The following is an 18,823-nucleotide window of genomic DNA, read 5'->3' on the forward strand; positions in this document are numbered from 1 at the left end:
CAGAGATTGCAACCGACTTCCACTACCACGGCGGCCATGCGCCTGTTTCAAAAATTACCCGCCGTGCAACTGTCGGACAGCACCCGGGTCTCCAACGATACTAATCGCTATCGCGCTGGAAGCCGGGGTCCGTGCCGGTCACGCGGGGCTGGTCCCCCGGGTTCCGCGCTGGCGTCAGGCCTGGTCCCGGGCCGCCCCGGCCGGCACCGGCGGCATCGGCCGCCAGCTGCGGTCGGCGAGGATGCCGCGCGATTCGCGCCATCCCTGCCACAGTGCCCCCGCCCCCTTGATACTGCGTTCAACCAGCACCAGGCGCGCGATTTCCTTCAGGTAGGTCAGGGCCGTCCCGGCACCGAAGCCGAGCCGGTTGTACTTGCCGTGCGCGCGCAGGTATTGCGCCACATGGCCCCGGTTCCGCATCACGTAGCGGCGGCTCAGGTCGGAGGAATCGTTGAGGTGGCGCACGCCCAGGTCCACCTGGCGCTGGGCCCGGACCTTCTTGATGACAAAGGCATTCACGTAGACCACCGGCGTCTGCTGCGCCGCCAGCCAGCCGTAGATAAGGTCGTCCCAGGTGATGAAGAAGCGCGGGTCGGGCAACCCGATGTTGCGGGCAAGCGACGCCTTGATCAGCATCCCCTCGAAATTTCCGACATTGGTGGGGAACACCTCGGACGAGCTGAAGACGTCGCCGCGGACGGGCAGGAAGACGCCGAGCGCCTCGACAAAATGGTGCTGCCAGAAGAACGGCTTGCCGGCGGCGTCGTAGCGGCGGCCGATCATGCAGGAGTAGTCCGGCGTGAACTTATCGAGCGCCTCGACCGCCCCCGGGAGCACCTCGACGTCATCGTCCATAAGCCAAAGCCACTCAGCGCCGGCGCGGAGGGCAAGGTCAACGCCGCGGGAGAAGCCGCCGGAACCGCCCACATTCGCGGACAACCGTTCGTACTGGATGGGCAGCCCGCCCGCGGCCATGGCGCGGGAGACGACGTCGGCGGTGTGGTCGGTGCTGGCGTTGTCCACCACCACGATCCGGTCCGGCCGGGTGGTCAGGCGGCTGAAGGAGTCGAGCAGATTCTGCAGGAAATCGGCACGGTTGTAGGTGACGACGACGGCAAACAGGTTCTTCACATCCGGCCTAGCGGTTGGTGGACATAAGCCGGGCGGGTGAGCCGAAGCCCTTTCCGCGGAAGCCGGTGGAATAGGCCCCGAACCAGTGCGCGAGCCCCTTGAGGTCCCCGTTCTTCAGGAAGTAGTACGGGAAGCCAACAATGTCCGCGCCAAACCAGCGCAGGTTCCGGTATTTCCGGGTCAGGTAGCCACGGTTGCGGAAGTAGCAGTACCGCTTGAAGTCTCCCTCGGGGATGACCGGCGTGATAAAGCCGCCGAAGACCGGCTTCATCTCGGTCCAGGTGGCGGGGTGCTGCACGGCGACCGTGGCCAGCGTGCCGTATTTGAGGCCGGCCTTCTTCACCCGCGACAGGAAATCGACTTCGTCGCCGCGGATGAAGAACTTCACATCCGGGATTCCGATCTTGTAGAAGACCTCCGTGCGGATCAGGGCACCGTTGAAGAAGTGCACCATGTCCGGGAGATAGCCCATCGGCGCCAGCCGGGAGCGGTCGTTGGTCAGCAGCCCGTTGATGCGGAAGTTGAACGAGAGCCGGTTGGGGTCGGCCGTGGCGGCGACGAGCGGGCTCACGATGTCGAGCTGGTGTTCCTCCGCGGTCTTGAGCAGCTCGGCAAGGCAGCTGGCATCCTCGGGGTGGCCGTCGTCGTCCATCATCCAGATCCATTCAGCGCCGCTGGCCATGGCGGCCAGGATCGCGTACGCGAATCCCCCGGCGCCGCCGAGGTTCGCCTCGGAGCGCAGGTAGTTGATGTTGTCCCCGCCGGCGTTGACAACATCCGTGGCCGGGACAGTGCCCGAGTCCACGAGGGCGATCGAGTGGATGGGGGCAGTCTGTTCGGCCAGCCCCTTCAGGAGGAGGGTAAGTTCCTCGTGGCGGTCAAAGGTTACTGCCGCGACGGCGACTTTGGGCTGCATGTCAGTTCCTCGGAGTATCGTCGACGGCGGGTGCACCGCTGCTGTCAGGAATGGTGCCGTCAGTGATTTTGCTGGCAGGGGTGCTGTCAGGCGCGGCTTCGGTTTGTTCGGGGGTTCCAGGTTGTTCGGGGGTTCCAGGTTGTTCGGGGGTCGCAGTTTGTTCTGCGGTCTCGACGTCGGCGGGTTCCTCGCCGACGCCCAGCACGCCGGGGACGACTTCACGGAGCCGCTCCAGGCTGATGGCGCCCTGGCGGACCACCCGCAGCGGCACGGCGGTGCCGTCAACAATGGTCGACGGCAGCGCATCGGCACCCTCGGCGGGGCGGGGCCCGCCTTCGAGGTAGACCTCCACCGACTCGGCGAGCTGGGTTTCGGCGTCGGCCGCAGTCTGCGCCGCCGGCTGGCCCGTGCGGTTCGCGGAGGAGACAGCCAGCGGCCCGGTCAGCGTGAGCAGGTCCTGGGCGACGTCGTCGGCCGGGATCCGCAGGGCGACGGTGCCCTTGGTTTCGCCAAGATCCCAGTCGAGGGACGGCTGGGCATGCAGGATCAGCGTGAGTCCGCCAGGCCAGAACGCCTCGGCCAGGCGGCGGGCCTCGGCCGGGACATCAGTGGCCAGGCCGTCGAGGGCATTGAGCCTGGGAATGAGGACGGGCGGCGGCATCTTGCGGCTGCGGCCTTTCGACGCGAGCAGCAAGGTCACAGCGAGGGGGGAGAACGCGTCCGCGGCGATCCCGTACACGGTGTCCGTCGGGAGGACCACACACTTGTGCTCCCTGATGGCCCGCTGGGCATGTTCGAGTCCTGCAGCGCGTTGCTCGGCTGCCGTGCAATCGTAGCTAGTCGTCACTGGCCTATTCTTTCATCACGTCGGGTAGTGCCCGGGCCGCTGTCAGGCGGCCGGGCCGGCGAGGACGGCGCTGGTGGCCCGGTCCTTGCCGTTGAGGTCGCGGTGGGTGGTCACGCCGGCCCACAGCCCGGAGCGCTCCAGCATTGCGGCGATCCATTCGGCCTGGACTTCGGCGTGCTCCATCACGAAGTAGCCCCCGGGGACCAGCAGCCGGGCCGCGGAGGCCGCCGCCGCCGTCGGAAGCTCCATGCCGTCCGCTCCCCCGCCGTACAGCGCCTCGGGCGGATCGTGCAGCGCCACTTCGGGTTCGTTGGGGATGGCTTCGGCGGGGATGTAAGGAGGATTGGAGACGACGACGTCGAAGGTTCCGTTGTGCGCGGGCAGGGCATCGCGCAGGTCACCGCGGATGAGGTGGACGCCGAGGGGCAGCAGGTTCTTGGCCGCCCAGGCGTGCGCAAATTCGCTGAACTCGACGGCGTGGACTTCCGCGCCGGGGACCTCGTGGGCGATCGAACCGGCGATGGCCCCGGATCCGGTGCCCAGGTCCACGACTTTGGGATGCGCCTTCCCCTGGAGTCGGCCCGTGTCCTTGAGCCAGTCCAGCACGAGCTGCACCACGGATTCCGTTTCCGGCCGGGGAATGAAGACCCCCGGCCCGACGGCCAGTTCGAGGTAGCGGAAGTGCGCCACGCCCGTGATGTGCTGCAGCGGAATGCGCCGGGCCCGCTCGGCGACAAGCTCCTGATAGCCCTCCGGTGCCGGCGTGTCCCCCAGCATCAGGGCGCGCAGCCGGCCGAGCCCGACGCCGAGCAGGTGCTCGGCCAGGAGTTCGGCGTCGACCTTGGGGCTCGAGACGCCGGCGGCGGCCAGGGTGGCGGTGGCCTCGCGGACCGCGTCCGCGAGGCTCAGACCGGTTCCTTCTGTCGTCAAGACGGCGGCCGGACTAGTCGCCGATGGCGTCGAGGCGGGCCTGTTCGTCCATCTCGATGGCCGACTGGATGACCGGCTCCAGGTCGCCGTTCATGACCTGGTCCAGGTTGTAGGCCTTGTAGCCGGTGCGGTGGTCCGCGATCCGGTTTTCCGGGTAGTTGTAGGTACGGATGCGCTCGGAGCGGTCCATGGTGCGGATCTGCGACTTGCGCTGGGCCGAGTTTTCGGCGTCGATCTGCTCCTGCTGGTGCGCCAGGATGCGGGCGCGGAGGACGCGCATGCCGGCCTCCCGGTTCTGCAGCTGCGACTTCTCGTTCTGCATGGCCACCACGATTCCGGTGGGAAGGTGGGTGATCCGGACGGCGGAGTCGGTGGTGTTAACGGACTGGCCGCCGGGGCCGGAGGAACGATAGACGTCGATCTTCAGATCGTTCTGGTTGATCTCGAGCTCTTCGGGCTCGTCCACTTCCGGGAGCACCAGCACGCCGGCGGCCGACGTGTGGATGCGGCCCTGGGATTCCGTCACGGGAACGCGCTGCACACGGTGCACGCCGCCCTCGAACTTGAGCCGCGCGTAGACGCCCTCGGCCGGATCGTTGGAGCTGCCCTTGATGGCCACCTGGACGTCCTTGTAGCCGCCCAGGTCCGATTCGTTGGCAGAGATCATTTCGGTCTTCCAGCCGCGGGATTCCGCATACCGGGTGTACATCCGCAGCAGGTCGGCCGCGAACAGGGCAGCCTCGTCGCCGCCCTCGCCGCCCTTGACTTCGAGGATCACGTTGCGGGCATCGTCCGGATCCCGCGGGATCAGCAGCCGGCGCAGCTTCGCAGCAGCCGTCTCCAGCGATTCCTCCAGCTCCGGCACCTCCGCGGCAAACTCAGGGTCCTCGTCCGCCATTTCCTTGGCGGCAGCCAGGTCATCCTGGATGCCATGCCAGGCATGGTAAGCCTCGACAATGCCGTTCAGCTGGGCAGAACGCCGCCCCAGCTTCCGGGCAAGCTTCTGGTCAGCATAAACAGCAGGATCCCCAAGCTGTGCCTGGATGGCATCATGCTCATCCAACAGGCCCTGTACGGACTCAAACATTTTCAAAACCTCTTTCGACTCTCTCAAGTCTAGTAATGCGGGCAAGTCCTCTTAAAACCAACAACCGCTCGGAAAATTGGTGGCCAGGGAGTGGCTTCGGGCCTGCCGTAGCCGGGTGGCTCACGATCGTAGATCGTGGGCCACCCGGCGGAGGGGCGGGGCCGCCAATTTTCGAGCGGTTACGCGACGCTACTTGTCGTTATCGGACTTCGCACCAAGCGTCGTCTTCTGCACCTGCATGAGGAACTCGACGTTGCTCTGGGTCTCCCGGATCTTGTTGGTCAGCAGCTCAAGGCTCTGCTGCGTCTCAAGTCCGGAGAGGACGCGGCGCAGCTTCCACATGATCTTGACTTCCTCGGGGGAAAGCAGGTTCTCTTCGCGGCGGGTACCGGACGCATTGACGTCCACTGCCGGGAAGATGCGCTTGTCCGCGAGCTGGCGGGACAGGCGCAGTTCCATGTTGCCGGTGCCCTTGAACTCTTCGAAGATGACCTCGTCCATCTTGGAACCGGTCTCGACGAGCGCGGTGGCCAGGATGGTCAGCGAGCCGCCGTTTTCGATGTTGCGGGCTGCACCAAAGAAGCGCTTCGGCGGGTACAGCGCTGCGGAATCGACGCCACCGGACAGGATGCGGCCGGAGGCCGGTGCTGCCAGGTTGTAGGCACGGCCCAGACGGGTCATGGAGTCGAGGAGCACCACAACGTCCATGCCCATTTCCACGAGGCGCTTGGCGCGTTCGATGGAAAGCTCGGCCACGGTGGTGTGGTCATCGGCGGGACGGTCGAAGGTGGAGGCAATGACCTCGCCCTTGACGGTGCGCTGCATGTCCGTCACTTCTTCAGGACGTTCGTCAACGAGCACCATCATGAGGTGGACCTCAGGATTGTTGGTGGTGATGGCGTTGGCGATGGACTGCAGGATGAGCGTCTTGCCGGCCTTCGGCGGCGAAACGATCAGGCCGCGCTGGCCCTTGCCGATCGGGGCAACCAGGTCGATGACACGGGGGCCGATCTTCTTCGGGTCCGTCTCGAGGCGCAGGCGCTCGGAGGGGTACAGCGGCACGAGCTTCGCGAACTCGACGCGGTCCTTGAGCTCCTCGGGGGTCTTGCCGTTGACCGAGGTGACGCGGACCAGGGCGTTGAACTTCTGGCGGGCGGACTGCTGCTGGTTCCCCTGCTGCGCCTCGCCTTCACGCGGTGCGCGGATGGCGCCGACGACGGCGTCGCCCTTGCGCAGGTTGTACTTCTTGACCTGGGCGAGGGACACGTAGACGTCGTTCGGGCCCGGAAGGTAACCGGAGGTGCGGATGAACGCGTAGTTCTCCAGCACGTCCAGGATGCCGGCGACCGGCAGCAGGACGTCATCCTCGGTGACCTCGACGTCGTCGACGTCCGGTCCCTGGGCACGTCCCCGGCGGCGGTCGTTGCGGTCGCGGAAGCGGTCGTTGCGCGAGGTGTTGTCGCGGCTGTCCTGCCCGCCGGAGCGGTCGGAACGGTCATTGCGGTCGTTGCGGTCGCGCCGGTTGCGGCGGTTCCGGCGGCTGCCGCCGTCAGAATCGTCGCTGTCGCGGTTGTCGCGGCTTCCGGCGGCCTCGTCGCGGCCGCCGCGGGTGCGGGTGTTCTCACGGCGCTGGCCGTCTTCGCTGCCCTGTTCAGCCTGGCGCTGCTCCGTGCGCTGTTCAGTGCGCTGCTCGGTGCGCTGTTCAGCCTGGCGCTGTTCAGCAGGGGCCTCGGCAGCCGGTGCAGCCTGCGCAGCGGCCTGTTCGGCGACTTCGCCGCGGCGGCGGTTGCGGGTGCGCGGCTGGCGGGTGCGGTCGCTGCCCTCAGCCGAGGCGGCAGAACCTGCACCGGCACCGGTTTCAACGGGGCCGGACTCGGCGGAAACCGCGGGGGCCTCCGCTGCAGGAGCCGCGGGAGCTTCGGCGGCGGGAGTCGTGATGACGCCGTCGCTGCCGGCGCGGCGGCTGCGGCCACGTCCACGGGCCCGCGGGTTTTCCTGAGCCGGGGCCTCGGAATCGGCGGCGGCAGCGGGCGCTGCAGCAGTTACAGCAGCCGCGGACTGGGAGACGGTGCCGTTGTCGGTCGCCTTTTCAGCAGCGCGGGCCGGAGCCTTGCTCACGGGGGTACCGGCGCGGTGGGCGGAAATGGCGGTTACAAGATCGCCCTTCCGCATCCGGGAACCGCCGGAGATCCCCAGCTGGCTGGCAAGAGCCTGGAGCTGGGCGAGCTTGAGGCCGGCGAGGCCGCTGCTCTTGGCGGGTGCTGCCGTTGACGATCCGGCAGCAGAAGATGATGTTTCCACAGCTGAAGACAGCTCAGTGGTTTCGGTCACGAAGGATCCTTCCCCCTCGACGGCGTCCAGGCTAGGAGCTGGACGCGATGATTTTGATCCGGGCTGCAGTTCAGATCTGCAGCCGCGATTTTCGGCCCTGCCGGATGGATATTGGCCAGCACGGCCGGATACTGCATTCACCTGGCGCGCTCCGGAAAATAAAGGAACGGCGGGCTGACTTGTCAGGGGTGCAGAGATTTTTTCTGCGGATTCCTGCGTCAGACCGAAAGCAGGTGGCACCGGAAAATATTGCGCAGTGAAAGATGAGAGAGGCAACAAGGCCAACATCGCGGTCTTATGAACGGTAATTTGACTTACCGCCTGCGTGATTACCGCCGGTGCACTTCCACTTTAGCACCTTCAACGTCCACAGCCAGCTTCATCACACGCCAGCCCACGTCCGGCGTGTTGCCGGCGGTGAAGGAGCCGATGAACGCGACGGCGGCCTCCGCCTGTGCCTCTCCGTTGGCAAGGACCAGCACGGTGGGACCGGCCCCGGAGACGACGGCGGCGAAGCCCGCGCGCCGCAGGGCAGCGATCAGGTCCGCGCTGGGGCGCATGGCCTCGGCGCGGTAGCTCTGGTGCAGGTAGTCCTCGGTGCCGGCCAGCAGGAATTCCGGCTTCTGCGTCAGTGCGTGGATCAGCAGGGCCGCACGTCCCGAGTTCATGGCCGCAGCGTGGTGGCCCACCGAGGCGGGCAGGAGTGCCCGTGCCGCTTCGGTGGAAAGTTCAAAGTCCGGCACGGCGACCACCGGGATGACCGTGGCGGCGACAGCCGCGCAGGTGCTGCTGTACTGGTCACTGTCCTGCCATGACAGCGCCAGTCCGCCGAAAATTGCGGGTGCGACGTTGTCCGGGTGGCCTTCCATCTCACTGGTGAGCTGCAGGACCCAGTCCTTGTCCCGGCGGAACGGCTCCGGAACCAGGGCGTTGGCGGCGGTTACGGCGGCAACCACGGCACAGGCCGACGAGCCCAGGCCCCGGCCGTGCGGATTGATATTGTCGGCGGTGATCCTCAGGCCCTCGTGCCTGAAGCCGAGGCGGTGCAGGGCCTCCGTGATGGCCTTGACCACGAGGTGGCTGGCGTCGCGGGGCAGGGATTCCGCACCCTCTCCGCTGAGTTCGAACTCCAGCTCTCCGCTGTCCAGGGTTTCCACCGTCAGAGTGTCGAACAGCGTCAAGGCCAGGCCGAGGCTGTCGTACCCGGGGCCAAGGTTCGCGCTCGTGGCCGGCACGCGGACCGTCACGAGCTGCCCGGCCGGAACCGCCGGCGTGTCGGCGGCGGACTCGGCCGGGATGGTGAGGGTGGTTTCCACGGCTATTTTTCTTCCAGTCCCAGGGCGGTGGCCACGGTGACCACGTCGTTCGAGACCTTGACCGGCTGCACTTCGCTGCCGTCCTCGGTGCGGAGCGCCCACTGCGGGTCCTTGAGGCCATGGCCGGTGACCGTGATGACGATGGTCTTGCCGGTCGGCACTTCGCCGGCAGCGTGCTTCTTGATCAGTCCGGCGACGCCGGCAGCGGAGCCCGGTTCGACGAAGACGCCTTCACGGGCGGACAGCCAGCGGTGGGCGGACAGGATTTCCTCGTCGGTCACGGCCTCGATCACGCCGCCGGATTCGTCGCGGGCGGCGATGGCCGTGTCCCAGGACGCGGGGTTGCCGATCCGGATGGCGGTCGCGATCGTATCGGGTTCCGTGATCGGGTGGCCGGCGACGAACGGTGCCGCACCGGCGGCCTGGAAGCCCCACATGACCGGGGTACGCGTGGAGACCGCGGCCAGCGTGCCGGCGGTGAGGGACTCGAAGGGTGCGGAGTATTCCTTGTAGCCCTTCCAGTACGCGGTGATGTTTCCCGCATTGCCGACCGGAAGCACGTGGAAGTCCGGGGCGTCACCGAGCCAGTCGACCACTTCGAAGGCGCCGGTCTTCTGGCCCTCGATCCGGGCCGGGTTGACGGAGTTGACCAGGAAAACCGGGTAGGACTCGCCCAGCTTGCGCGCGATGTCGAGGCAGTCGTCGAAGTTGCCGTCGACCTGCAGCAGGGTGGCGCCGTGCGCGATCGCCTGGCTGAGCTTGCCCATGGAGATCTTGCCTTCAGGCACCAGCACGACGCATTTGAGCCCGGCGGCGGTGGCGTACGCGGCGGCGGACGCTGAAGTGTTGCCCGTCGAGGCGCACACCACGGCCTTGGCGCCGGCGGCAACGGCCGCCGTCATGGCCATGGTCATGCCGCGGTCCTTGAACGAACCGGTCGGGTTCATCCCTTCGACCTTCAGGTAGACATCGCTGCCGGTCAGCGCCGAGAGCTGCTGCGCGTGGACGAGCGGCGTGCCGCCCTCCCCCAGGGTGATGACCGTCGTCTCCTCCGTGACAGGCAGACGTTCAGCGTATTCGCGGATGACGCCGCGCCATTGGTGAGCCACTTAGACTCCTTCTACCCGCAGTACGGATGTAACGGAATTGATGACGTCCAGGCCCTTGACGGCCTCGACGGTGGCTGCCAGTGCAGCCTCGCTTGCGCGGTGGGTCACGATCCGGAGTTCCGCGGATTCAATGTTGGAATCAGCGTCGCGGTGGATGGTCTGCCGCATGATTTCGATGGAGACACCGTGCTCGGCGAAGAGACGGGCGATTCTTGCCAGCACGCCGGGCTGGTCCGCGACGTCCAGGCCGATGTAGTAGCTGGTGACCGCGGAGGCGATGGGCAGCGCAACAACCTGGCCGGTGGTGGTCTCGGCGCGGCCCGGGCCGCCCAGGACGATGCTGCGGGCGGCGGAGATGAGATCGCCCATCACGGCGGAGGCGGTGGGTTTGCCGCCTGCGCCCTGGCCGTAGAACATCAGCTCGCCGGCGTTCTCGGCCTCGACGAAGACGGCGTTGAACGCGCCGTGGACCGCAGCCAGCGGGTGTTCGCGCGGCAGCAGCGTCGGGTGCACCCGCACGGAAACGCCGGTGCCGCCGATGCCTGTTTCCGCGCCAGTTTCCCCCAGCTTCTCGGCGATCGCCAGCAGCTTGATGACAAATCCGGCGTCCTTCGCCGCGGCGATGTCCGCGGCCGTGACGGAACTGATGCCCTCGCAGTACACATCGTCCAGGGAGAACCGCGTGTGGAAGGACAGCGAGGCAAGGATCGCGGCCTTGGAGGCGGCGTCGTGGCCTTCGACGTCGGCGGTGGGGTCGGCCTCCGCGTAGCCCAGGCGCTGGGCCTGGGCCAGGGCGTCGGCGAACTGCGCCCCGGTGGAATCCATCTGGTCCAGGATGAAGTTGGTGGTCCCGTTGACGATGCCGAGCACCCGGGTGATCCGGTCGCCGGAGAGGCTGTCCCGGATGGGCCGCAGGATGGGGATCGCTCCGGCCACAGCAGCTTCGTAGGACAGCTGCACGCCGGCCTTGTCCGCTTCCTCGTGCAGGATGGGGCCGTCCTTGGCTACGAGTGCCTTGTTGCCGGTGACCACGCAGGCACCGTTCCGCATGGCGGCCAGGATCAGGCTGCGGGCCGGTTCGATCCCGCCCATCAGCTCGATCACCAGGTCGGCGTCCTTGACGAGGGTCTCGCCGTCGGTGGTGAACAGTTCACGCGGCAGCTCGACCTCGCGGGGGGCGTCGATGTTGCGGACGGCGATGCCGGCCAGCTCCAGGCGGGCGCCGGCGCGGGACGCCAGCATGTCGGCGTCGTCAAGGAGAATCCGCGCAACCTGAGCCCCGACGTTGCCACAGCCCAGCAGGGCTACTTTCAGGGTTCGCAATTCGGTCATTCAGACTCCCATGTCGCGGTTGAGCAGATCTTCTTCGGTTTCCCCGCGGACAATCAGCCGGGCAGATCCGTCGCGCACAGCGACAACGCCCGGCCGGGCCAGATAGTTGTAGTTGCTTGACAGGGCCCAGCAGTAGGCGCCGGTCCCCGGTACAGCGAGCAGATCACCGGCTGCCACGTCCTCGGGCAGATATACATCTCTAACAACTATGTCGCCGCTCTCGCAATGTTTGCCCACTACTCGGGACAGCTGCGGGTCCGCGTCCGACGTCCGGGACGCCAGAATTGCCGAGTAATCCGCGTCGTACAGCACCGGACGCGGGTTGTCGCTCATTCCGCCGTCCACCGACACATACCGGCGCGGGTACGTAACGTCTTTCCCCGCCTTTTCGTCCTGGGCGTCGACCCGGACGGTCTTCAGCGTGCCCACTTCATAGAGCGTGAACGTGGTGCTGCCGACGATCGCACGGCCCGGTTCGATCGAAATCCGCGGGGCGGAAATCCCCAGTTCAGCGCATTTGGAGCGGACGACGGCGGCCATCGCCTGCGCGATTTCGGCAGCCGGGCGCGGCGTGTCCACGGGCGTGTAGGCGATGCCGTAGCCGCCGCCAAGGTCGAGTTCGGGGAGCACGATCGAGTACTTGGTCTGCATCGCGGCGAGGAAGTCCAGCAGCTTCTCCGCGGCGAGGGCGAAGCCGTCCGGTTCGAAGATCTGCGACCCGATGTGGCAGTGCAGGCCCAGGAGTTCGATGCTGGCGTGGCCCGACGCCGCGGCCACGGCTTCCTCCGCCGCGGACAGGCCGGCCTGCTCGGTGGAGTCCCCCGCCATGGAGAGGCCGAACTTCTGGTCCTCGTGCGCCGTGGCGATGAACTCGTGGGTGTGCGCGTGGACGCCGGGGGTCAGCCGGAGCATGACCTTGGCGGTTTCGCCGCGGTTGGCGGCGATCGCCGCGACGCGTTCGAGCTCGTCGAGGCTGTCCACGACGATCCGGCCCAGTTTCAGGTCCAGCGCACGGTGGATCTCGCCGTCGGACTTGTTGTTGCCATGGAGCGCGACGTCGGCTCCCGGGATCCCGGCGCGGGCTGCGACGGCGAGTTCCCCGCCGGAGGCCGTATCCAGCCGCAGGCCCTCTTCCTCGACCCAGCGGACCACTGCGGTGCACAGGAAGGATTTGCCGGCGTAGTAGACGTCCACTCCCCCGCAGATATCGGCGAAGGCGTCGTTGAACGCGTCGCTGAACGCCCGGGCCCGGGCCCGGAAGTCGGTCTCGCTCAGCACGAACAGCGGCGTGCCGTACTGGCGCTGCAGCTCGCTGACCGTCAGCCCCTCGATGGTGAGCTCGCCGGCGTCGTTCCGTTCGACCCCGCCTGCCCACAGCGGTCCGTGCAGGGCATTGAGGTCATCGGGCACCTGCAGCCAGTCCGGTGCGAGGGGGGAGGCTGCGCCGGCCGGGTGGGACGGGTTCGTGGTCATGGCGGTTACATCCGTTCCGGCGCCGAGACGCCCAGCAGTTCCAGTCCGTTGGCCAGCACCTGGCTCGTGGCGTCGTTGAGCCACAGCCGGGTGCGGTTAAGGTCGGTGATCGGTTCGTCGCCCAGCGGGGCCACACGGCAGGCGTCGTACCAGCGGTGGTAGGCCCCGGCGATGACCTCGAGATGGCGGGCCACACGGTGCGGCTCGCGCAGCTCGGCGGCCTTGGCCACGATCGAGGGGTAGCTGCCGAGGTAGGAGAGCAGCTCGTTCTCGGTCGCGTGCTCGAGGAGGGCCGCATCGAAGCAGTCCTTGCCGTCGACACGGCGCTCAACCCCGGCGGCAACGGCATTGCGGGCGGTGCCGCGGGAACGCGCGTGCGCATACTGCACGTAGAACACGGGGTTCTCGTTGCTGTGCTTCTTCAGCAGCTCCGGGTCCAGGGTCAGGGGCGAATCGGCCGGGAAGCGCGCCAGCGAGTAGCGGACCGCGTCCTTGCCCAGCCAGGAGATAAGGTCCTTGAGCTCGATGATGTTCCCGGCCCGCTTGGAGAGCTTGGCGCCGTTGACGGAAACCAGCTGGCCGATCAGGACCTCGATGTTGACCTCGGGATCGTCCCCGGCCGCGGCCGCGATGGCCTTGAGCCGGTTGATGTAGCCGTGGTGGTCGGCGCCGAGCAGGTAGATCTTCTCGGTGTAGCCGCGGTCCTTCTTGGACAGGTAATACGCTGCGTCGGCGGCGAAGTAGGTCGGCTCGCCGTTCGCGCGGATCATCACGCGGTCTTTGTCATCCCCAAAGTCGGTGGTACGCAGCCAGACCGCGCCGCCGTCGTCGTAGACGTGGCCCTGTTCCCGGAGCCGCGCGACGGCGTCCTCGATCGCTCCGGCGTCGTGGAGTTCCTGCTCGGAGAAGTAGACATCGAATTCGACGCCGAACCCGGCCAGGGTGCTCTTGATGTCGTGCAGCTGCGCCTTGTAGGCAGCGCCGCGGATCACGGGCAGCGCGGCGACGTCGGTCAGTTCGCGGATGTCCGGGTGCTGCGTCAGCACTTCGTGGCCGAGGTCGGCGATGTACTCGCCGGGGTAGCCGCCTTCCGGGACGCCGCGCCCGTGCAGCCGCGAGAGCACGGAGTGGGCGAAGACGTTCATCTGCGACCCGGCGTCGTTGATGTAGTACTCGGCGGTGACGTCCGCGCCGGAAGCCCGGAGGACGCGGGCGATCGCGTCGCCGAGGGCGGCCCAGCGCGTGTGGCCGATGTGCAGCGGGCCGGTGGGGTTCGCGGAGACGAACTCCATGTTGACCGTGTGGCCTGCGAGCGCCGTGTTGGTGCCGTAATCACGCCCCGCTTCGACGATCACCTTGGCAAGGGCGCCGGCCGCAGCAGCATCGACGGTGATGTTCAGGAACCCTGGCCCGGCGATGTCGACGGCGGACACACCGTCGATGGTCTTCAGCCGGGCGCTCAGGACGGAGGCGAACTCCCGGGGGTTGGTGCCCGCGGTTTTGGCCAGCTGAAGGGCGATGTTGGTGGCCCAGTCACCGTGGTCCCTGTTCTTCGGACGCTCCACGCGCACCTCATCCGGGACGTCGGATGCGGAAAGCCCGATCTCACCGGCGGCGACGGCGTCCTTCAGGCAGGCGGATATGGCGAGGGAGAGTTCTTCTGGGGTCACACTTCCAGCCTACCGGTGGCCTGGTGTGTGGCGGAATTTGGCGTCCGGCATGACAACTGGCGGCGGCGTTCAGGGCTGGTCGGCTGGGCACCGCCAGAAAACCACAGCCCGGAGCGGCAGGTTCACAGGGTGAACCACTACGCTGATTTACACGTCGTCATCGGAGTATCAGCTGAGGCCGCCACCGGCGGGCCCAGCGTTCAGTCACTCCCCACCCGATCGTCGCAAGAGAAACGAGCCGCTGCATGAACACCAATCTCCGAAACGGAGTTTTCGTCGGCATCGCCGGACTTTCCTTGGCCGGGTCTGCGGCCGGCTGTGCGCCCGGGCAGGCTTCCAGCCCCCAGGCCACCAGCGCCGCACCACAGGCCGCCACCGGCGCCACCTATAAGGACGGGACTTACAGCGCGGACGGCAACTACGTTTCGCCGAACGGCAACGAGACCGTGGGGGTGGAACTCACGCTGGCGGGCGGAGCCGTGACCGGCGTCAAGATCACGCCGCACCCCACCAATCCCAACACGCGGAAGTTCCAGGGCGAGTTCGCCGGCGGCATCCAGTCCCAGATCGTCGGCAAGAAACTCGACGAAATCAAGGTCTCGAAGGTCGCCGCGTCCTCACTGACCAGCGGCGGCTTCAACCAGGCCGTGGAGAAGATCAAGTCCGAGGCCCGGGCCTAACCGCAGTCAAAACCGGCAAGTAGCCAGCAGGAGGGAATGTGCCGCATCCGGGCTGGACGGAATTCGGCTTCGACGGGATCGGTACCCGCTGGGAAATTTCCACGCCGGCTCCGCTCTCCGGCGCGCACCGCCGCCGGTTGCTGGACACCGTGGCGGAGTATGACGCCGCCTGGTCCCGCTTCCGGCCGGACTCGCTCATCGCGGGCGCCGCGCGGCAGCCGGGACGCTACGAGCTGCCTGCCGGGGCAGCGGCCCTGGGGCGGCTCTACGCGGCTCTGTACCGGCTCAGCGGCGGGGCCATGACCCCACTCATCGGCGGCAGCCTGGAACAGCTCGGCTATGACGCCGGGTACTCCCTGCGCCCGGGCGGCCCGCCACTGCCCGCCCCGCGCTGGGACGAGGTGCTGGACTGGGACGGCTGTGTGCTGACCACCCGCGCCCCGGTGGTGGTCGACGTCGGCGCCGCCGGAAAGGGGCAACTGGCGGACCTGCTCTCCGGTGTACTGCGCGACGGCGGCATCAGCGAGCACTTCATCGACGCGAGCGGTGACTTGCTCAACGCCGGGTCCGCGCCGGTGGACGTGGGCCTCGAGCATCCTTACGACCAGACCCGGGCGATCGGCATCGTCAGCCTCGGGGCGGGCGCCGCCCTTTGTGCTTCCGCCGCCAACCGGAGGGCCTGGGGCGACGGGCTGCACCACGTGCTGGACGGCACCACCGGAGCGCCGGTGCGCACCGTCGTCGCGAGCTGGGCGATGGCGGCGAGCGCCATGACGGCGGACGCGCTGGCTACGGCCCTGTTCTTCGTCGACGGGGCCCGGCTGCAGCAGGAGTTCGACTGTTCGTGGCTGACCGTCTATTCGGACGGCCACGCGGAGTATTCGGCCGATTTTGAAGGGGTGCTGTTCTCATGACCACAACAATCTCCACTCCCATCAGTTCGCGGCTGGACACGGCGCTGGGCCGTTTCACGATGTACCGGCTGGTCCTCTGGGTCCTTGCCGTGCTGGCCGGCTACAGCCTGCTGCTCAACGTGCTCGGGTGGCTGACGTTCGGGCTCCCGGAGATGATCGCCCACCTGGTGCTCTGCCTCGGCCTGACCTACGCCTCCAACCGCGCCATAGCGGCCCTGTTCCATGTGCGTCCGCATTCTGAATCGTCACTGATCACGGGCCTGCTGCTGTACTTCCTGTTCTGGCCGACGCAGTTCTCGGCGGGACTGCAGTACCTGGACCTGGCCGGCGTCGCCCTCGCCTGCGTGATCGCGTCGGCGTCCAAATACGCCCTGGCCTGGCGCGGCCGCCACATCTTCAATCCGGCGGCTGCCGGGGCCTTCATCACCGGGCTGACGGGACTCAACATCGCCACCTGGTGGGCCGCCACCCCCGCAATGCTCTGGCTTGTGCTGCCCGGGGTACTGCTGGTCCTGTTCCGGGTCCGGAAGCTGCTGATGGCTGCCGTCTTCACGGTGGTGGCGGTGTCCATTGTGGCCGTGGAACTGCTCCGCACCGGCATGGCACTCGGCGAGGCGCTCTGGCAGCCGATAGCCCAGCGCCCGGTCCTGTTCTTCGTCGGCTTCATGCTGACCGAGCCGCTGACCCTGCCGCCGCGCCGGTGGCAGCAACTGGCGCTGGCCGCCGTCGTCGGACTGCTGTTCGCCATCCCCTACAACCTGGGCTTCGTGGCCAATTCCCCCGAACTGGCACTGCTCGCTGGGAACGCGCTCGCCTTCACCGCGGGCCAGCGCGGCCGCGTCCTGCTCCGCTACCGGGGCTCCCGGCCGTTGACGCCGACGACGACGGAATTCAGCTTCCAGCCCGAGCGCCCGCTCCGCTTCGCCCCGGGACAGTACATCGAACTGAACCTGCCCCACGGGAAGGCCGACCACAAGGGACGGCGCCGGGTGTTCAGCCTGACCAGTCCCCCGGGTTCCGCCGAGCTCACGATCGGCGTGGGAACGGCCACGCCGCTGTCCACGGCCAAGCAGTCCCTTCTGGGCCTGGCAGCCGGCGACGAGCTGACGGCCACCACGGTGGGCGGTGACTTCGTCCTGCCGCGGACTCCGGAAGTTCCGGTGTTGCTGATAGCGGCCGGCATCGGGATTACCCCGTTTATGGCCCAGCTGTCGGGGAACGCGGCGGACCGGGATGTGGTCCTGCTGTATCTGGCCAAAAATGCCGGCGAACTGGCGTACGCCGAGGAACTCGAACGCACCGGGGCCCGGGTCATCGCCAGGCTTGCCGACGGCTCGGTGCCGCCGGCGTTTATGCAGGATGCGGGAGCGGCCAGGATCGACGGCGCCGCGCTGAAGGAACTCGTTCCCGACGTCGCTGGCCGGGACGTCTACGTGTCGGGCTCTCCGGCCAGCGTCCGTTCCCTCCGCACCGCCGCCCGCCGGGCCGGGGCCCGCCGGATCCATGTGGACTCTTTCTCCGGGTACTGAGCGCGTCGATTTTCCCTTGGAGGCCCCCTTCCTGCTAAGCTCTAGGACGTCCCGCCGGTAACGGCAGGAACCCTGACTGCCCTCGTAGCTCAGGGGATAGAGCGTCTGCCTCCGGAGCAGAAGGTCGTTGGTTCGATTCCAATCGAGGGCACAGCCAAGAACCCCTAGGATCCACTGGATTCTGGGGGTTCTTTCGTGTTGGCTGACAGAAAGCAGGTTCACAGGCCGCGCGGCGGCCCTACGGATGGGGGCATCGTATGGACTTCGGTGCAGCGCTGCTCTTTCCGTTCCAGTGGCTGGTCTCGGCGATCCTGGTGGGACTCCACGACGGCCTGAGCGTTATCGGCATGCCGGCGGCCAGCGGCTGGACCTGGACCCTGTCCATCATCGGCCTGGTGCTGGTCATCCGCGCCGCCCTGATTCCCGTCTCCCTGAAGCAGATCAGGGCACAGCGCCGCATGCGGCTCCTGCAGCCGGACCTGAAGAAGCTGCAGGACAAGTACAACGGCAAGACCGACCCGCTGTCCCGGCAGGCCATGGCGCAGGAACAGATGGCGCTGTACAAGAAGCACGGCACGAACCCGTTCTCGGCCTGCCTTCCCCTGCTGGTCCAGGTGCCATTCTTCTTCGCGCTCTTCACCGTGCTGTCAGGCATCCCGACGGCGGCTGCCAAAGGCCAGGGCATCGGGGCGATGAGCGCGGAGCAGGTGTTGCAGTTCGGGGAATCGAGCATCTTCGGCGCCCCGCTGTCGGCGTCCATGCTCCACGGCACCCAGCCGGGCGGCAACGCGGTGGCCGTGTGGATCCTCTCGATCGTGATGATCCTGACCATGACGGCGGCGCAGTTCGTCACGCAGAAGCACGTCATGGCCCGGAACCTGTCCGCGGAGACCGTGGCGGGCCCTGTCATGCAGCAGCAAAAGGCGTTGCTCTACGCCCTCCCGCTCATCTTCGGCGCGGGCGGCATCATCTTCCCGATCGGCGTTCTGATCTACTGGACCACGACGAATCTATGGACCATGGTGCAGCAATTCGTCCTTGACCCCCGGTCCCCGTAGGAGGCCGGGCAGGAGATGCCGGCCGCCTCAGCTGCGGGATTCCGCGATGGCCTTGAGCTTCGCCAGCGCCAGTGGCCAGGCGTCGTCGAACATGGCGACGAATTCCTCTTCGCTGTCGAGCTCCACGTCCACCGTTGTGGCGCCCCCGGACTCGCTGAAGGCGTATTTTTCATGGGCGCCCATAAAGGCCTTCGCGGCCTCGCTGGTGGTGTCGTCCTCGCCGTTGACGACCTGCCCGATATAGCGCAGGGAGATCAGCTCGTTCGGCCTGTTCTCCTCGACGGTGGCGATCATCCCCGCCACTGAGCCGTCGCCGTCGGGCCCGAGGAACCGGATTTCACTGCCCTGGTCCCAGTTCCCCTCGTAGGAGGACTCACTGTTGAACACACTGGTCCACTCCCGGTACGTGGCATCGTCCAGCATGGTGGTCCACACGGCCTGCACGGGGGCGTTGACGGTCACCGAATACCGTAACTTTTCCATGCATGATTTTACGTCCG

Annotated in this window: 16 protein-coding genes and 1 tRNA gene; 5 read left to right on the forward strand and 12 right to left on the reverse strand. The window is 67.3% G+C overall.

The genetic code is table 11. The features are described from left to right. Positions 1–174: 174 nt before the first annotated feature. From LDO13_RS12020 to argS, 11 genes are all read right to left on the reverse strand, one after another. Positions 175–1,131 carry a glycosyltransferase gene (locus LDO13_RS12020; protein ID WP_224046961.1) on the reverse strand — a complete coding sequence of 319 codons (957 nt, stop codon included), beginning with the start codon at positions 1,129–1,131 and terminating at the stop codon, positions 175–177. Between the two features lie 7 nt (positions 1,132–1,138). Then, entirely contained in the window at positions 1,139–2,047 is a 909-nt protein-coding gene (locus LDO13_RS12025) for a glycosyltransferase (RefSeq protein ID WP_224046962.1), read from the reverse strand. 1 nt (position 2,048) lies between these two features. After that, entirely contained in the window at positions 2,049–2,894 is an 846-nt protein-coding gene (locus tag LDO13_RS12030) for an L-threonylcarbamoyladenylate synthase (protein WP_224046963.1), read from the reverse strand. Between the two features lie 42 nt (positions 2,895–2,936). Further along, entirely contained in the window at positions 2,937–3,824 is an 888-nt protein-coding gene (prmC, locus tag LDO13_RS12035; RefSeq protein WP_224046964.1) for a peptide chain release factor N(5)-glutamine methyltransferase, read from the reverse strand. A gap of 13 nt (positions 3,825–3,837) precedes the next feature. After that, positions 3,838–4,911, reverse strand: a complete 1,074-nt coding sequence (gene prfA / locus LDO13_RS12040) for a peptide chain release factor 1 (RefSeq protein WP_224046965.1) — start codon at positions 4,909–4,911, stop codon at positions 3,838–3,840. Positions 4,912–5,100: 189 nt separating this feature from the next. Further along, positions 5,101–7,242, reverse strand: a complete 2,142-nt coding sequence (gene rho / locus LDO13_RS12045; RefSeq protein ID WP_224046966.1) for a transcription termination factor Rho — start codon at positions 7,240–7,242, stop codon at positions 5,101–5,103. A gap of 329 nt (positions 7,243–7,571) precedes the next feature. Continuing rightward, a complete protein-coding gene (gene thrB, locus LDO13_RS12050) occupies positions 7,572–8,558 on the reverse strand; it encodes a homoserine kinase (protein WP_224046967.1) in 987 nt (328 codons plus the stop codon). Between the two features lie 2 nt (positions 8,559–8,560). Beyond that, positions 8,561–9,667 carry a threonine synthase gene (gene thrC / locus LDO13_RS12055; RefSeq protein WP_224046968.1) on the reverse strand — a complete coding sequence of 369 codons (1,107 nt, stop codon included), beginning with the start codon at positions 9,665–9,667 and terminating at the stop codon, positions 8,561–8,563. Next, entirely contained in the window at positions 9,668–10,999 is a 1,332-nt protein-coding gene (locus tag LDO13_RS12060; protein ID WP_224046969.1) for a homoserine dehydrogenase, read from the reverse strand. Continuing rightward, positions 11,000–12,472: a diaminopimelate decarboxylase gene (gene lysA, locus LDO13_RS12065; protein ID WP_224046970.1), complete on the reverse strand. Its 1,473-nt coding sequence runs from the start codon at positions 12,470–12,472 to the stop codon at positions 11,000–11,002. It abuts the gene before it with no gap. Positions 12,473–12,477: 5 nt separating this feature from the next. Beyond that, positions 12,478–14,142 carry an arginine--tRNA ligase gene (argS, locus tag LDO13_RS12070; RefSeq protein ID WP_224046971.1) on the reverse strand — a complete coding sequence of 555 codons (1,665 nt, stop codon included), beginning with the start codon at positions 14,140–14,142 and terminating at the stop codon, positions 12,478–12,480. 245 nt (positions 14,143–14,387) lie between these two features. Between argS and LDO13_RS12075 the strand changes: the two genes are divergently transcribed. The 5 genes from LDO13_RS12075 to yidC all read left to right on the forward strand — a co-directional run bounded on the left by LDO13_RS12075 (position 14,388) and on the right by yidC (position 18,323). Beyond that, entirely contained in the window at positions 14,388–14,822 is a 435-nt protein-coding gene (locus LDO13_RS12075; RefSeq protein ID WP_224046972.1) for a hypothetical protein, read from the forward strand. A gap of 38 nt (positions 14,823–14,860) precedes the next feature. Further along, positions 14,861–15,736, forward strand: coding sequence for an FAD:protein FMN transferase (locus LDO13_RS12080; RefSeq protein WP_224046973.1), 876 nt, complete (start codon positions 14,861–14,863; stop codon positions 15,734–15,736). Next, the gene (locus LDO13_RS12085) at positions 15,733–17,265 is read left to right on the forward strand and encodes an oxidoreductase (RefSeq protein WP_224046974.1); all 1,533 of its coding nucleotides are present in this window, start codon (positions 15,733–15,735) and stop codon (positions 17,263–17,265) included. The genes LDO13_RS12080 and LDO13_RS12085 overlap by 4 nt, the downstream gene beginning before the upstream one ends. 78 nt (positions 17,266–17,343) lie before the next feature. Further along, positions 17,344–17,416, forward strand: a tRNA-Arg gene (locus LDO13_RS12090). A 106-nt stretch (positions 17,417–17,522) separates the two neighbouring features. Further along, positions 17,523–18,323, forward strand: a complete 801-nt coding sequence (gene yidC, locus LDO13_RS12095) for a membrane protein insertase YidC (RefSeq protein WP_224046975.1) — start codon at positions 17,523–17,525, stop codon at positions 18,321–18,323. A 27-nt stretch (positions 18,324–18,350) separates the two neighbouring features. Here the strand turns inward: yidC and LDO13_RS12100 are convergent, their stop codons facing one another. Next, positions 18,351–18,806, reverse strand: a complete 456-nt coding sequence (locus LDO13_RS12100) for an SRPBCC domain-containing protein (protein WP_224046976.1) — start codon at positions 18,804–18,806, stop codon at positions 18,351–18,353. Positions 18,807–18,823: the final 17 nt, after the last annotated feature.

Origin of the sequence: Arthrobacter sp. NicSoilB4, assembly GCF_019977335.1 — a bacterium.
Lineage (GTDB): Bacteria > Actinomycetota > Actinomycetes > Actinomycetales > Micrococcaceae > Arthrobacter.